Source organism: Streptomyces sp. NBC_01235 (assembly GCF_035989285.1).
GTDB lineage: Bacteria > Actinomycetota > Actinomycetes > Streptomycetales > Streptomycetaceae > Streptomyces.
On record NZ_CP108513.1, the window covers coordinates 731,563 to 746,158 of the forward strand.

Consider the following 14,596-nt stretch of genomic DNA (forward strand, 5'->3'; position numbering starts at 1 on the left):
AGCCTCGCCGGATCCGCGTGCAGGGCTGGCCGACCACTGTAAGCACCCGGCCGGACGCCGTACCAGGGCGCACGACGGCCCGCCTCCTGCCCCTCCTTCTGCGCCGTCCGCCCCGGTCCGTGCGCCCTGTCCGGCGGTGGATGAGCTGCCGTCTCAGCCGTCCCGGCCCCACTCCGCCACCTCGGGGAGGTCGGTGCCGTGGAGCCGGATCCGGTCATGGTGGCGCAGTCGCGTGTCGTCCATCCGCCGGCACACTGCCGCGGCACGCACGGCGAGACCGGGGACGCGGTCGATGACGTCCATGACGAGGCGGTAGCGGTCGAGGTCGTTGCGGTCGACCATGTCGAACAACGTGGTCGTGGTGCCGGACTCCTTGTAGCCGCGCACGTGCAGGTTGGCTTGGCCGGGCTCCCAGACGCACAGGGCGTTCAGGTCACGGAGTCGCGACTGTCTAGGCCGTCGACGTGGGCCACGTTCCGCCGGTCCTCGGCGTCCTCGCTCGCCTCGGCGGCGAACCAGGCGTCCAGGATCTCCTTGAGCAGCGGCTCGGAGGTCAGGCGCAGGCTGAGGGCCAGGACGTTGGCGTCGTTCCAGCGGCGGGCGCCGTCGGCGGTGTAGGCGTCGGTGCACAGGGCGGCCCGGACGCCGGACACCTTGTTCGCGGCGATCGACGCGCCGGTGCCGGTCCAGCAGCACACCACGGCCTGCTCCGAGGTCCCGTCGGCCACGTCCCGGGCCGCCGCCTCCGAACACACTGCCCACTGGGGGTCGTCGCCGGGACGCAGCACGCCGTGCGGCACCACATCGTGCCCCCGGCCGCGCAGCTCCGCGACGAGGGCGCGCGCCACAGGTTCGTCCATGTCCGAGGAAACGGAGATCCGCATGTCGGGGAGCCTACTTGGCCTGCCGGACGACGGCGACGCGGGTGGAGGCCTGCGCCCCTTGGCCGAGGCCGAACCGAGCGCGTCCTGCTACGACTTGCTCGGCGCCGCGCCCGATCGTCCGTCGTGGACGCCGGCAGGGGGATTTCCAGCTCGCGGACGCCTGTGAACTGCCGCACCTCCCGGTCGTCGACCCGGCCGGACGATCACCCCGGGGAACCCCATGCCCCGACCGTGAGCCCGGCCGGATTGCCGCCCGGGAGGATCCCGGAGTCCAGGACGGTCCGGGCGAGCGGTTCGAGCAGGTGGGCGAGGCGGGCGGTGGCGTCGGCGCCCAGGGCTGTCCACGGCGAGGCCGCGGCGGCGTCCGTGTCCGCCTCCACCTCCTCATGGGCGGCCACCCCCGCCTCGGTGAGGTGCCCGTCCGTGTCGAGCCATCCGCGCTCGCGCAACTCCGCCTCCGCCGACCGCCATGGCTCGATGCCCCACTTACGGGTCTGCCTCTGGAACTCCGCGTCCGACTCCCCCGCCGCGCACTTCAGCACCATGGCTTCGACCGGCCCCAGACGACGGCCGACGAGCACGGCGACATGGCCGTCACCCCTGTGTTCGCGCAGGGTGGTCACCGCCTGCCAGAGCCTGACGTGGGGCTGTGCCGGGCGTGGCAGGGCCTGGTTGGCGGCGCCGAGCACGCGCCCCGCCGTGTCCGCGGCCATTGCCGCCTCCCAGGCGAGGTCCGCGGCCTCGGTCAGCTCGGCGGAGCCGACGACATCGGGGCCGTAGAAGCTGGTCATCGCGGCGTCCACGGCCCTTTCGCGTGCCGCCAGCACGTCCTCGGGTGCCGCGAAACCCCAGGCGTTCGGCAGCGCACGCGCCACCCGGTCGGGGTGGAAGACGTAGAAGCAGCTGGTGACGACGGAGGCGGGAGCAGGTCCGAGGGGCGCCGCGCGCAGGGCGAAGTACCCCATCCAGTACCCGCGCAGGCCGAGGCCGTCGGCGGCTTCGTGCACTTCGGGGGCGAAGTAGACCAGCTGGTGGACGGGTTCGAACCGTTCCCACATGGCCCGTGCGTCGATGTCGCTCACTCCGAAGTCCTCCCGGCCGGTCGGTGGCAGTGGCAGTAGTGGTGGTCGTATGTCGGGTGCCGAGAGGCAGCATCCGCCATGACAGCGGTCATAACAACCCCGCCCGGCGATGTCAGTGGGCCCGATTGGCCTGCGCTCATGACCGAGACGACCACCGACGACCGCCGTTCCCGCCCGCCCTCGTCGAGGTGGCCGCGGCGGACTTCCCCTACGACGACGGCGAGGGCTTCGACTTCGAGCCGTACGACGCCTTCGACTCCGCCGAGGAGACCACCGACTGGATCCGCCACTGGACCGGCAACCACGAACTCGACGGAGACGCCTTCCGCGTCTTCGGGCAGGACGGCACCGGTGGGCTCGCCGCCCTGTGGTGTGTGCGCCCGGGCAAGCCCCTGACCGAGCAGCCGGTGGTGTTCCTGGGCTCGGAGGGCGAGGTCGGGGTGGTGGCGGGCAATCTGTCCGACTTCCTGTGGTTGCCGGCCGACGGCTTCGGTCCGATGGAGGCCGTGGGGTACCCGGACCGCGACGCACGTGCACAGCCGGAACTCGCCGAGCTCGCCGCCCGGCACGCCACCACCCCGCGGCGCCCTGCCCCGGTCGTCGTCGCCGAGGCGAAGGGCGAGTTCCCGTCGTTCGAGGAGGACATCGCCGCGCTGTGCCGGTAGGGCCGGCGCAGGACCGGAAGGCTCCGCACGGTTATGGACGCCACGACCGGCACTGACCTAGGGTGCGCGGGAAAGCGCTTTCTAGCATGGTCATGCCAGCACCTAGTCCGGGAGCGTCGATGCCGCCCACCGCACCACAGGACCCCTCGCAGTCATGGAACCGAAAGGCGTTCCTCCGGGGCATGACGGCCGTCGGACTGGCACCGTTGCTGCCCGCGGTGCTTCCGGCCGAGGCTCACGCCTCGCCGACGTCCGCCGCCCGTCCGGACTTCGATCTGGTGCGGGACGGCGTCGCGGTCGACGTGTTCGTGGACGCGGCCGACGACCCCGCCGTGGTCCGCGCGGCCGGGGACCTCCAGGCCGACGTCGAGCGGACCGGCGGGGTACGGCCCGCGTTACGGCGCACCCTGCCGGAACGGTCCGCGGCGGTGGTCCTGGTGGGCACACTCGGCGCGAGCCCGGTCATCGACCGGCTCGTCGCGCAGGGGCGGCTGGACGTCAGGCGGGTGAGGGGTCACTGGGAGGCCTCCGTGACTCAGGTGGTGGAACGTCCGGCGCCCGGCGTCGAGCGCGCGCTGGTGATCGCGGGCAGCGACCGGCGTGGCACGGTCTACGGGATCTACGACACCTCGGAACGCATCGGCGTGTCGCCCTGGTACTGGTGGGCCGACGTACCCGTGGAACGGCGCGAGACCGTCACCGTGCCCGCGGGCCCCTTCGAACGGCGGGAGCCGTCCGTCCGCTACCGGGGTGTCTTCCTCAACGACGAGCAGAACCTGACCACTTGGTCGCATCGTACGCAGGAGACGGACAAGAACATCGGCCCGGAGACGTACAAGCGTCTCTTCGAGCTGCTGCTCCGCCTCAAGGCCAACTACCTGTGGCCGGCCATGCATCCGTACTCCGACTTCTTCAACAAGTACCGGGAGAACCCCGAACTCGCGGACCGCTACGGCATCGTCGTCGGCTCCAGTCACCCGGAGGCCCTGCTGCGCAACGGCGTCCACGAGTGGGAGCCGTGGGCGCAGGAGCACCGTGGCGCCGACGGGAGCCTGCCGGTGTACGACTACACGGTGAACCCGGGTGTCATCTCCGACTACTGGAGGGCCCGGGCCCGGGAGAACGCGGCCTACGAGAGCAGCTGGACGATCGGCATGCGCGGGCTGCACGACACCGCGCTGGAGACGAAGAACGCGACCACGATCCCGGAGAAGGTCGTGGTGATGAACGACATCATCGCCGACCAGCGCCGGATCCTGACCGAGGAGGTCGGGGCGGCGGCCGAGCCGCAGATCTTCATCCCGTACAAGGAGGTCCTGGACCTGTACAACGCGGGCGTCCAGGTCCCCGACGACGTCACGCTGATCTGGCCGGACGACAACCACGGCAACATGCGCCAGCTGCCGAACGCGGCGGAGCGGGCCCGTTCGGGCGGCAACGGGATCTACTACCACCTCTCCTACTGGGGCCGCCCGCGTAGCTACCTGTGGCTGGACACCACCCAACTCGCCAAGGTCTGGCAGGAGTTGCGACGGGTGTACGAGCACGAGGTCGACCGGATGTGGATCTTCAACGTCGGAGACCTCAAGTCGATCGAGACCGGCCTGTCCTTCTCCATGGACGTGGCCTGGGACGTGGACCGGTGGGACGCCGACGACGTCGAGGGCTTTCTCGCAGAGTGGTACGGGCGGCAGTTCGGGCTCCGTCATGCCCGGGAGATCGCCGCGATCCGCACCGAGTACTACCGTCTCGCGGCGGAACGGCGCCCGGAGTTCATCGACCGGAACGTCTTCTCCGTGGTCCACCACGGGGACGAGGCGGGACGCCGCATGGCCGCCTACGACCGTCTGCTGGAGCGGACCGTGGCACTGGGGGCCGAGCTCCCGGCGGATTGCCGGGACGCCTTCTACGAACTCGTCCAATACCCCGTGCACGGCGCGTACTTGATGAACCTCAAGTACTACTGGGCGGACCGCAACGCTCTCGCGGTACGGCAGGGCCGCGGCGTCGGGAGCAACCGCTTCGCGGACCTCGCCGAAGCCGCGCACGCCGAGGAAGCGGCGCTCACCCAGCGGTACAACACCGAGGTGGCGGGCGGGAAATGGGACGGCTACATCAATCCGTATCCCTCGCAGATCCCCAAGGCGCCGGGCCGTCCGGCGGTCACGAGGGTCGCCCGACAGGAGACCTCGGGGCTGGGGGTGGCCGCCGAGGGGAACGAGACCGGCGCGCAGCGGCCGTTGTCCTTCTCCTCCGCCACCCGGGACCGGCGTTTCGTCGATGTCTTCAACACCGGCTTCCTCGCGGTCACTTGGGCTGCGGAGGCCGACCGGCCGTGGGTCCGGCTGAGTTCGACGGGCGGCTCGCTCACCGAACAGTCCCGGGTGTGGGTCGAGGTGGACTGGGCCCGGGCGCCCGAGGGCACGCACGACGTCACGGTCGCCTTCACAAGTGGCGGGCAGCGATTCGAGGTTCCCTTGAAGGTGGTCAACGACGGGGAGCGGGCACGTCGGCGGGCGCGCGGATTCGTCGAGGCGGGCGGGTACGTCTCGATCGACGCCGTACACACCGAGGGCCGGGTGGCGCGCGGCGGGGCCCGCTGGCGGACGGTGCGCGGGCTCGGCCGTCGCAGCGCCGCCGTGGAGGCGGTGCCGTCGACGGCGGCGCCGATCACCGCCGACTTCGCCGCCCGTGCGCCGGAGTTGAGGTACCGGGTGCGCTTCAGCAGCACCGGTTCCTTCCCGGTCACCGTCTTCCGGCTGCCCTCACTCGACGAGCGTGGCGCACGCCGGCTGGCCCTCGCCCTCGACGACCAGCCGCCCACCGTCCTGTCGGGGCAGGCCGTCGCGACCGGCAACCGCGGTGACGCCTGGGCGCGCAACGTGGAGGAGGGCGTCGAGAAGCTGACCGCGACCGTGACCGTCACCGCACCGGGCGAGCACGTCCTGCGGGTGTTCATGGTCGACCCGGCGATCACCGTGGACCAGATCGTCATCGACACCGGCGGGCTGCCGGCCGCCGCCTATCTCGCGCCGCCGGAGAGCTACCACCCGGTGTTCAACCCCGACCCGGACACGAGCCCGGGCCTGGAGCCCCCGAACCAGTAAGTGGCCGACCGCTTCGGGCCGGCGGTGTTCGCGGTCAGGCCCCGCGTCGCAGGACCTGGGACAGCCCCAGCGCCGCCGTCCGCACCGCGGGGGCCAGTTGAGCCGGGCTGAAACGTGCGCGCGGCGGGGCCGCCGAGAGGGCCGCCACGGTGGTGCCGCCCGCGAACACGGGCGCCGCGATGCAGCTCACGTCGAGGACAGCCTTCTGCTCCTCGTGGGCTTGCCCGGAAGACCTGGATCTTCTCCAGGGCCATGCGCAGACGGGCGGGGTCGGTGATCGAGCGGGGCGTCAGGCTTGGCAGCGGCCTGGACAGCACCTCCTCGGTCAGCTCCGCGCCGGAGAAGGCGAGCCGGACCTTACCGGCGCCGGTGCAGGTCAGCGGCAGGCCGCCGCCGAAGAGGGAGGGCAGCCGGAGGGCCTCGTGGCCGTGGATGCGTTCGAGGTGACCCACGTCCATGCCCTCGCGCACCCCGAGGTGCACGGTCTCTCGGACGGCCTCGACAGGTCCTGGAGGAAGGGCAGAACGGTCTCCCACAGATCGAGTCGGTGCGGTACCAGCGAGCCGAGCTCGAACAGCTTCCCGCCGAGCCGGTACCGCGGCCCCGCATGCTCCAGCCGGCCCAGCCGCACGAGGTCCGCCGCCGGCCGGTGTTGGGCCACCCGGCCGCCGCGGTCACCTGGCCGGCCAACACCCTCGCCGCCTTCGGCACCGCGCTGGAGCCCGGCCACCTGATCCTGCCGGGCATGATGACCGGTGCCCCGTTCGTCGACGCCGGTCAGCAGGTCGAGACGCGCCTCGGCGGCCTCGGCTCGGTGTCGGTGTCGGTGTCGGTGACGGTGACGGTGACGGTGACGGTGTCGGTGACGTTCGTCCGATCCGTTGATCCGTCCCCCTGGATCCGTCCGCCGGACACCCGGGATCGACGGTTCGGTCAGGGCGTCGGAATGCCCGCCGGGCGGGTCGGACGGGCGGGCCGGTCGAAGCGGGCCGGGACTCCCGGCGAGTAGAGGACGCTCACCGGCTCCCCCGCCGGCTCCGGCAGACCGGCCGCCACCAACAGGTCCTCCTGGCACTCCACGAGTTCCGCCCGGTGCAGCGGCCAGCGCGGATGGGCGTTGGGCAGGAACATCTGCCGGCCGAAGAAGGTGCTGTGCATACCCCAGCGCGCGGTCAGGAAGTGCTCCAACGCGGTGGCCTCCCCGATCCGTTCGCCGACCCGCACGGTGAGGCGGCTACGGGCGCCACGTGGACCGGGCCAGCGGCGGCGGCTGGTGTAGGTGACGGTGTCGCCGTCGGTGTCGATCGCCATGCGGGACCACACGTAGGGCATCCGGAACCCGATCCGCGCCACTGCCACCGGCAGCAGGCGGGAGGCGTCCAGCGAGCGGAAGACCACGCCGCGCCGCCCATGTGCGTCCACCGAGTAGAGACGGACGTTCGTCTCGGGAAAGGACCCCAGGTAGGGGACGCCCGGCAGGCGGAACCAGCCGACCCGGTGCATCCGGAACGCGACCAGACCGACATAGGTGACGCCGTCGAGGGTGTCCGGGACCGTTCCGGGCGGCAGCAGACCGGCCACGTCGGCCGGATCGGCGGCCCAGTGGAGGAAGGTGAGGTCGAGCCAGGACTGGGTGAGCAGCGGGCGCGCTATCGCGTCCGGCGCGTCGGGCGTTATGGGATGCGGGGTGGCCCGGGCCTGTGGCTGTGGTGTCGGCGGCACCGCGCCAGTATCACAGAGGGCCCGGGACCGGCCCAGGGACCGACCGGCGACTTGGCACGCCCCCCTTCCCTTCCCCGGACCAACGCCCGGCGCTGTGGCTGAGGCCACGTCGGTGGTGAGACCCCGGCCGTGTCGTCCCGAGGGGGCGGCAGGCTACGGTGCCAGGAGATCCCCGATACGTCGTCACCTCGTTGCCCCGTTACCTCGCCGAAGATCTCGGACGGCCCCCAGTGCTCGCAGACCTCTCCCCGCTCATCGCCGCCACCACCGAATGGCTGACCCGGGCCTACCCGTCGAGCGGCGGCGCGCTCGCCCACGCCCTGTGCGAGGCGCAGGCCCGCCAGGCGGTGACCGTCGCGGCCTGGCTGCGCTATCCGACCGCCACGGACGCCGCACTGGTCGGTTTGACGGGCCCCGGCGGCTCGGCCCGGCTGGACCGGATCAGCGGCGCGGCCGACTCGGCCGCCGACGTCGACGCGGACGACTCGGCCTGGCGCAGCTGGGTGGACGAGGTCGTGGCGAGCTGGGCGGCCTGCCTGCTCACCGATCCGAGCCTCGCGGCGGGAGCGGTGGCCGGCCTCACCGGAGGCGACCACACCCGCGTGACGCCGCCGGACTTCCGACGCCTGATCGCACCCGACGTCCGCGACCGACAGGCCGCGGTGCTGCTGCGCCACCCGGACCTCATCGCTCCCGTGGCCGCCCTCCACCACCCCCAGCTCCTCGCCCGCCTCGGCCGGGGCCAAGCACTCATCGCCTGAGTCCCCCCGCCATCCACCCCTCCCCGACCCGGGGGGGCGTGGTCCGGAACTCTGGGAGCAGCGCCCGCACCTGCCGCGCGCGACGCCAGCGGGCGCCGCCAGCCGACGATCACGGGCGAAGCCCGGCGTCCCGGCCCGCGCCCAGGCCCTCGGCACGCCGAGGAGATGAGGGCGTGCAGCCCACGACCGTCGGCGGCCGCGCATACGCGGGCGACACCCTGACTGGTGCCGTGGCAGGCGAAGTTCGCCCCGTCGCGACACCCGGCACGCTCCCCCACTGCCTCAAGGCGTGGTAGGTGCCCCACTCGCCGCGCCGGCCGAAGACCCAAGTACGTCCAGTACGAGGGCCTTGGTACGTCCGGTACGAGGGCCTTCGGCCGGCACTCCCCCAGCCTTCGGCCGGGGACCCCCAGCGCACGCACCGGACGCCGCTCCTTCACGGGCAGACGTCGCCTGCCACGTCACTAGGCCGCACCGGAGCTGATGGGCCGGTCCCAGGGCCGTCGGCGCCGGCGAGGGTCGCGGGCAGCGCCGAGTTTCCAGGCCCGCGCCCCGGCGACAGGTTCGCCGGGGTCGCAGGTTCGCGCGGCTGATGAACGTCAGTTCCCCTTGCCGCGGCCTGTCAGTGTGTCGCGGAGTCGGTCGACCAGGCCGGTCCCCGGTGCCACCAGCTTGTTGGCCGGGGGCTTGTCCGGGGCAGACGGGTGCGGACGCGTCGGGGCGGTCTTCTTCGCCTTGCGGACCTTGTCGCCGAGCTCGTCGAGGGCGTCCGCCGGGCACGTCGCGCGCAACCGGGGAAACAGGTTCTGCTCCTCGTCGGCCAGGTGCTCGCGGATCTCGCGCATCAGCATCCCGATGAGCCGGTCGAACTCGGGATCGTCCGGCTCGCGGCCCTCCAGGTCCTTCATGATCTGCTCGGCCCGCGCGTGATCCTCGAGTTCCTTGTCGGCCAGAGCGTCGCCGCCGGGAAGGTGCTCGCGTACGGCCGGGTAGAGATACTCCTCCTCGGCCACCGAATGCCGGACCAGCTCCATCGTGGCCTGCTCCGCGTACAGCTTGCGGTTCTTGGCACCGGACGGCAGCGCCTCGATCCGTCCGAAGAGCTCCTCGACCTCGCGGTGATCGGTCACCAGCTCGTCGATGACGTTTCCACCATGACCCATGTCCTTCGCCTCCAGCCTGAGCACGACGGCTCCGGATCGGACCCGCCAGGCCCCGAGTGCCCCGCATCGGGGGGTCGACACAGCGCGGGTCCGCCTGGGTCAGCCCTCCACGCCGGTGGCGTCGTGGGCCGCTCCGACCGGCTTCGACTCATCACTCTCACCGTGTCACCCGCCCTTGATCCGGCATCGGTACGGCTGTTTCCGGATCTGTTCGCATCCGGCGGCCACGACCTTCCCACGGGGTCGTCGAAGCGGGAGAGGAACAGGGTGTCCTGGGCGAGCACCGCCCGCGCCCGGTTGCCGTAGAGGATGTCGGCGACGACCACGGCGGCGCCGTCGGCCACGGGCAGCCGTGACACCGCGGCGCCGATCCCGCGGGCCCCGCCGGTGACGTTCGCCGCCCGCTCGTCGAGACGTCCCATCCCGACCCCCCTGAGCGGGCCGCGCCGAAGCCCCGCCCCCGGCATCGGCCGCGACGGGGCGGGGTCGCAGTCCCTGATGATCCAAACGGCGCCTCCCCGTCCGCGCGTCCACCTGGTGGGCGGGTCGGCCGAACCGACCCGCCCACCCCTGCTGAAACCTTTCTCCTGGCGTGTCGGCCGAGGTCAGGAGAGCTTGATCAGGGTGTAGTCGTCGCAGTATCCGGCCGAGGAGCCGGCGTTCTTGTAGCAGTAGACGGCGGCCGAGGTGGTGGTGGCGCCCGTCGTGAAGAAGACGGGCTGCTGGGCGTAGGACGTCGTCGAGGCCCGCAGATACGTTTCCGTACCGCCGAAGCTCTTCACGCCGACCGCCACCTCCTCCCCGGCAGTGGCCGCCTTGGCCCAGCCGGCCAGCAGGTACGTGCCGCCGGAGGAGAGGCCACTGACCGTCTGGATCGCTCCGCTGCCGCTGACCCCGGTCTGCAGGGAATACGTGCCGCTGCGGGCGTTGGACGCGACCACACTGGACGCCGTACCCGTGCTCTGGGTCCAGGGAGTCAGGGCGCCCGACTCGAAGCCCGGGTTGGTGACCGCGTTGCCGCCGGACGACAGGGCCTCCACCGCGAGGTCGTCGCAGTTGCCGGTACCGGTGCCGCCGGTGTTCTTCCAGCAGTAGACGAGGGCCGAGGTGTTGGTGCTGCCGGTGGTGAACAGCACCGCCGCCTGCGAGTACGACGTCGTCGCCACGTTGGTGAACGTCTCCGTGCCGCCGTAGTTCTTGACGCCGACGGCGAGGGTTTCACCGGCGTTGGCCACCTTGGCCCAGCCGGTGAGGAGGTAGGTGGTGTTCGGGGTGAGGCCGGTCAGGTTCTGGTTGGCTCCGCTGCCGCTGGCCTGGGTAGTGAGGGCGTAGCCGCCGGTGCGAGCGCCGGTGGAGGTGACGGAGGGGGCGGCGCCGCTGTTGGTCCAGGGGCTCATCGAGCCGGTCTCGAAGCCGGCGTTGGAGACGAGGTTGCCGCCCGTGCCGTTGTAGGCGCCGATGTTGGGCGCCGCCGTGGCGGAGACGGTGTTGCCGAAGGCGTCCTTGCCGCCGTTGCCGCTGATGACCGTGCCGGCCCGGATCACCGGGGAGGACGGGTGGACCTGGTAGGCGTTGGTGCCGGTGAAGGACGAAGAGGTGTCCGTGTTGCCGGGGTTGCGGAACTCGGGGTCGGTGATGACCTTCGCCGAGTCGGCGGGCTCGGAGGACGGGTGGGTGCCGTAGAAGAGGTTGTTGGAGTAGACGGATCCGGCGCTGGTGGTGAAGTAGCCGCCGGTGCCGTAGTTGAACACCGCGTTGTTGCGGAAGGACAGGGTCCCGGTGACGCTTGTGCCCCGGCGCGAGTACAGGATCGGGGTGTTCAGGCCGCTCTTGTTGACGTAGACGGTGTTGTTGTAGAAGAGCGGGACGGCGGACGAACTGCCGCTCCGGTTGGGGATGTTGCCGACGAAGTGGAAGACGCCCGTGCCGTGGGTCGGAGTGCCCGAGGCGGGGCAGCCGGAGTTGGTGCCGTCGTTCTCGCTGATGTTGTAGCGGATCACCGTGCCGTCGCTGGGGACGGTCGAGGTGGGCTCGTTGGCGATCGAGAAGGGCGGCATGACGAGCATGAAGCCACCGAGGTTCTGGTGGCTGTAGTTGTACTGGAACGTGGTGTTGTGGTTGCCCCAGTCGACGTCGTAGCCGGTGCCGTCGGCGCCGTTGATGTGGCAGTAGACCTCGTTGTTCTGGACCACGGTGTCGTTGCTGCCGGACATCCAGATGCCGGCCGAGGCTCCGTTGCAGTACTGCCCGGAGGGCGGGCAGGTGTTCTTCGCGCCGCCGTAGCCGGCCTTGTTGCCGTCGATGAGGGCGCCGTCGTTCTTGACGACGAGGATGTCGTCGGCACCGTCGTAGGTCATGGTGTTGCCGCGGATGACCGTGCCCGTGGTCTGGCCGGTGCCCTGGCCGTCCCCGTCCGGGGTGACGGCTACCGCGATGCGGTCGACGTGGTCGAAGGTGTTGTTCTCGACCACCACGTCGTCGAAGGTGGAGACGGGTGTGGTGTGGTCGGTCTGGACGCCGACGCCCGCGTTGGTGGAGTACCAGCCGCCCGAGTAGCCGCTGATGTGGTGGATGTTCATGTCGTGCACCCGGATGTGGTGCAGGACGCCGCCCGAGCTGTTCTCGGCGAGGACGCCGGAGCGGTACGCGGGTGACCCGGCCGGGTTGGTGAGTTCCAGGCCGCCGATCTCCCAGTACTGCTGGTTGAGCAGGTGGATGACGGGCCCGGTGGCGCCGTTCGCGTTGATGACCGGCTTGGCGCCGGTGCCGTACGCACCCATGGTGACGGGGCTGCCCGAGGCGCCCGAGCCGCCGGGGGTGAGCTGGCCGGTGCAGGTGGTGCCGGCGGCGAAGAGGATGCTGTCGCCGGCCGCGAAGGTGGTGCTGTTGACGCTGCTGACCGAGTTCCAGGGGCTGGACTGGGTACCGCTGCCGTTGGTGGCGGCCGAGCAGTTGACGTAGTACGTGGTGCCCGCGGCCAGGGCGGTGTGGGCCGGGAGGAGGAGGGCGCCCGCCAGAGTGGCGAGCAGGGTGAGGATGCGGGACGCCCGGACTCCCGGGCGGTCCGTTCTGCGACGCTTCATTGCGACGCTCCTTGGTGGGTGGATGTATCGTCCGCGCCGCGGGACGCGGCGCGGACCTTGCTGCACCGGGCGGGTCGGCCGAAGCGGACGCGCCCGGAGTCTGTGGCGGGGCCGTCACCACGCACGGCCCTGTGCGAGCGGCTCACGAATCAGGAGCTGGGCCCTGTCGGAGCGTGCGGGAACCGCCTCGGCGAGCGGCGTATCAGCGGTGCGGGAGCGATGCCGGGAGGGGCGTTTCGAGGACGGAGGCGTGTCGCATGCCCGACGGCAGAGCCAGGGAGACGAGCTCCCAGTCCACGCCGTCCTTGCTGCGGACCGCTCCGTACCTGCCCTCGAGGAAATGGTCGAAGATCATGATCATCTCGTCTCCGCGGCGGAAGATCGACGGTCCCTCCACCACCGAGGGAGTGACCGGCCCCGTGGAGGAGGTGCACGCACCGCCGGGGGTGTCGAAGGTGGTCAGGTGGATGTCCTTGTGCGCGGTGACGAGGTCGTTGGTCCCGCGTTCGTCCTTGTAGGCCATGAGGAAGCCGCCGCCGTCCAGCTCCCGCACGGTGGCGTCGATGACCGAGTGGCCGGGGTCGAAGAAGAGTCCGGGGGCCGAGAAGGTTCCGAAGTCCTCGGTGGTGCAGTGCCAGATGCGGTGGTTCTGGCCGACGTGTTCGAAGTTGCGGCCCTCGGCCGTGCTCCCGGCCTCGACGACCGATGACCAGATCAGGTGGTACAGGCCGGTCCCGCGGTCCAGGAAGAACTCCGGCGCCCAGGCGTTGAGGGCGCCCTCCACTCCGGCCATGACCGGAAGGAGTTCCTGGTCCGACCAGGTGAGCAGGTCGCCCGAGGTGGCGTGGACGATATGGGGACTCGTCCAGCCGTCGGTGGCCAGCAGATGGAACAGGCCGTCGGGGCCCACCCCGATGAACGGATCCCGCAGTCTGCCGGTGCCGACCGTGCCGCGCAGCACGGGCCGACCGCCGTTCACCGTCGCGAATTCCTCGCCGTCGTGGCTGTAGGCCAGGTGGAGCGCCTCGTCGGCGTTGGTGAAGTAGGAGACCACGTACATCGGTGGAGGGTCCTTCCGGGACATCGGGGCAGCGAGACATCAGGGCAGGGGTCGCCGAGGGAACGGGTGTGCTCGGACGGGTCGGTCGGCACACGGACGTGCCCGGGTTCAGGACTTGACCGCTCCGGCGGACATGCCGGCGACCACCTGGCGCTGGAAGAAGACGAAGATGAGCAGCAGCGGCACGACGCCCAGCAGCGCGGCCGGGAACAGGGTGGTCGGCTGCACGGTGTGCGGGTCGATGAACGAGTAGGCGTTCACCATCACGGTCCGCTTGTCCGGGTCCTGCAGGAACACCAGGGGTACCAGCAGGTCGTTCCAGATCTGCAGGGAGACGAAGGTCAGGAGCGTGCTGGTGACCGGGCGCAGCAGCGGCAGGATGATCGTGAAGAAGGTACGGAAGGCGCCGCAGCCGTCGAGTGCCGCCGCCTCCTCCAGGTCTGCCGGAACGGAGCGGATGAAGCTGGTGTAGAAGAACACGGCGACCGGGAGGTTCAGGGCGATGTAGATGAGGACGACGCCCGTGTAGGTGTCCAGCAGGTTCAGGTCGCGCATCAGCAGGTACAGCGGTGCCACCACCACGAAGACGGGGACGGACGTGCCGAGGATGAACAGCCGGTACACGGCGGTGGACCAGTGCTGGGTGATCCGGGCGAGGGGGTAGGCGGCGAGCGAGCCGATCACGGTGATGGCGACGCACGAAACGCTGGTGATGAACAGGGTGTTGAGGGTGCTGGGCCCGTAGTGGATCTGACTGAAGGCGTCGGAGAAGTTCTTCAGGGTCAGTGAGTGCGGGATGCCCAGGGGGGAACGGGCCACGTCGGCCGCGGTGCGCAGCGAGGTGACGACCGTGAAGAGGAACGGCAGGACGAACAGCAGCGTGCCCAGGCTGAGCAGAGCGGTGCCCAGGCCGCCGGCCAGTCGGCGCAGCGGGTTGCGGGACGTCCGCGATGGCGTACGGGGGCGGTCGGGGACCCGGTGCTTGCCGACGAGGGAGGGCCGGGTCTCGACCGGCGGCGAGGTGATGTCTGAAGTCATGGTGGCGATCCGTCAGATTCCGTGAGATGCC

11 protein-coding genes and 2 pseudogenes are annotated in these 14,596 nt (G+C 71.1%); 4 read left to right on the forward strand and 9 right to left on the reverse strand.

Going from position 1 to position 14,596, the window contains the following annotated elements; translation table 11 throughout:
• Window positions 1-153: 153 nt before the first annotated feature.
• From OG289_RS03270 to OG289_RS03280, 3 genes are all read right to left on the reverse strand, one after another.
• Window positions 154-519 carry a hypothetical protein gene (locus tag OG289_RS03270; RefSeq protein WP_327320566.1) on the reverse strand — a complete coding sequence of 122 codons (366 nt, stop codon included), beginning with the start codon at window positions 517-519 and terminating at the stop codon, window positions 154-156.
• The gene (locus OG289_RS03275; protein ID WP_327312492.1) at window positions 429-884 is read right to left on the reverse strand and encodes an RpiB/LacA/LacB family sugar-phosphate isomerase; all 456 of its coding nucleotides are present in this window, start codon (window positions 882-884) and stop codon (window positions 429-431) included. The genes OG289_RS03270 and OG289_RS03275 overlap by 91 nt, the downstream gene beginning before the upstream one ends.
• Window positions 885-1,087: 203 nt before the next feature.
• On the reverse strand, window positions 1,088-1,966 hold the full coding sequence (locus OG289_RS03280; RefSeq protein WP_327312493.1) for an SCO6745 family protein: 879 nt from the start codon (window positions 1,964-1,966) through the stop codon (window positions 1,088-1,090).
• A 138-nt stretch (window positions 1,967-2,104) separates the two neighbouring features.
• On the opposite strand from OG289_RS03280, the pseudogene OG289_RS03285 reads away from it, so the two are divergent.
• Window positions 2,105-2,631: pseudogene (locus tag OG289_RS03285) on the forward strand (SMI1/KNR4 family protein).
• Between the two features lie 182 nt (window positions 2,632-2,813).
• Window positions 2,814-5,738 (forward strand): glycosyl hydrolase 115 family protein, encoded by a 2,925-nt coding sequence (locus OG289_RS03290; RefSeq protein ID WP_327312495.1) that lies wholly within the window; start codon window positions 2,814-2,816, stop codon window positions 5,736-5,738.
• A gap of 34 nt (window positions 5,739-5,772) precedes the next feature.
• Here the strand turns inward: OG289_RS03290 and OG289_RS03295 are convergent.
• Both OG289_RS03295 and OG289_RS03305 read right to left on the reverse strand, forming a co-directional pair.
• Window positions 5,773-6,522 (reverse strand): annotated as a pseudogene (locus tag OG289_RS03295) (IclR family transcriptional regulator).
• A 149-nt stretch (window positions 6,523-6,671) separates the two neighbouring features.
• A complete protein-coding gene (locus tag OG289_RS03305) occupies window positions 6,672-7,460 on the reverse strand; it encodes a YqjF family protein (RefSeq protein WP_327312496.1) in 789 nt (262 codons plus the stop codon).
• A 230-nt stretch (window positions 7,461-7,690) separates the two neighbouring features.
• On the opposite strand from OG289_RS03305, the gene OG289_RS03310 reads away from it, so the two are divergent.
• Together OG289_RS03310 and OG289_RS03315 are read left to right on the forward strand one after the other, a co-directional pair.
• A complete protein-coding gene (locus OG289_RS03310) occupies window positions 7,691-8,221 on the forward strand; it encodes a hypothetical protein (RefSeq protein ID WP_327312497.1) in 531 nt (176 codons plus the stop codon).
• 173 nt (window positions 8,222-8,394) lie between these two features.
• Window positions 8,395-8,517: a hypothetical protein gene (locus OG289_RS03315; protein ID WP_327312498.1), complete on the forward strand. Its 123-nt coding sequence runs from the start codon at window positions 8,395-8,397 to the stop codon at window positions 8,515-8,517.
• A 303-nt stretch (window positions 8,518-8,820) separates the two neighbouring features.
• On the opposite strand, the gene OG289_RS03320 is transcribed toward OG289_RS03315, so the two are convergent.
• The 4 genes from OG289_RS03320 to OG289_RS03335 form a co-directional block, all read right to left on the reverse strand.
• Window positions 8,821-9,384 (reverse strand): hemerythrin domain-containing protein, encoded by a 564-nt coding sequence (locus OG289_RS03320; protein WP_327320567.1) that lies wholly within the window; start codon window positions 9,382-9,384, stop codon window positions 8,821-8,823.
• A 605-nt stretch (window positions 9,385-9,989) separates the two neighbouring features.
• On the reverse strand, window positions 9,990-12,467 hold the full coding sequence (locus OG289_RS03325) for a carbohydrate binding domain-containing protein (RefSeq protein WP_327312499.1): 2,478 nt from the start codon (window positions 12,465-12,467) through the stop codon (window positions 9,990-9,992).
• A 202-nt stretch (window positions 12,468-12,669) separates the two neighbouring features.
• Window positions 12,670-13,527, reverse strand: a complete 858-nt coding sequence (locus OG289_RS03330; RefSeq protein WP_327312500.1) for a glycoside hydrolase family 43 protein — start codon at window positions 13,525-13,527, stop codon at window positions 12,670-12,672.
• A gap of 108 nt (window positions 13,528-13,635) precedes the next feature.
• Window positions 13,636-14,565: a carbohydrate ABC transporter permease gene (locus OG289_RS03335; RefSeq protein ID WP_327312501.1), complete on the reverse strand. Its 930-nt coding sequence runs from the start codon at window positions 14,563-14,565 to the stop codon at window positions 13,636-13,638.
• Window positions 14,566-14,596: the final 31 nt, after the last annotated feature.

Excerpts from the sequence above, each read along its gene's own strand:
- OG289_RS03325 (WP_327312499.1), bottom strand. The coding sequence starts at position 12,467 with ATGAAGCGTCGCAGAACGGACCGCCCGGGAGTCCGGGCGTCCCGCATC.
- OG289_RS03320 (WP_327320567.1), bottom strand. The coding sequence starts at position 9,384 with ATGGGTCATGGTGGAAACGTCATCGACGAGCTGGTGACCGATCACCGC.
- OG289_RS03275 (WP_327312492.1), bottom strand. The coding sequence starts at position 884 with ATGCGGATCTCCGTTTCCTCGGACATGGACGAACCTGTGGCGCGCGCC.
- OG289_RS03290 (WP_327312495.1), top strand. The coding sequence starts at position 2,814 with ATGACGGCCGTCGGACTGGCACCGTTGCTGCCCGCGGTGCTTCCGGCC.
- OG289_RS03335 (WP_327312501.1), bottom strand. The coding sequence starts at position 14,565 with ATGACTTCAGACATCACCTCGCCGCCGGTCGAGACCCGGCCCTCCCTC.
- OG289_RS03330 (WP_327312500.1), bottom strand. The coding sequence starts at position 13,527 with ATGTACGTGGTCTCCTACTTCACCAACGCCGACGAGGCGCTCCACCTG.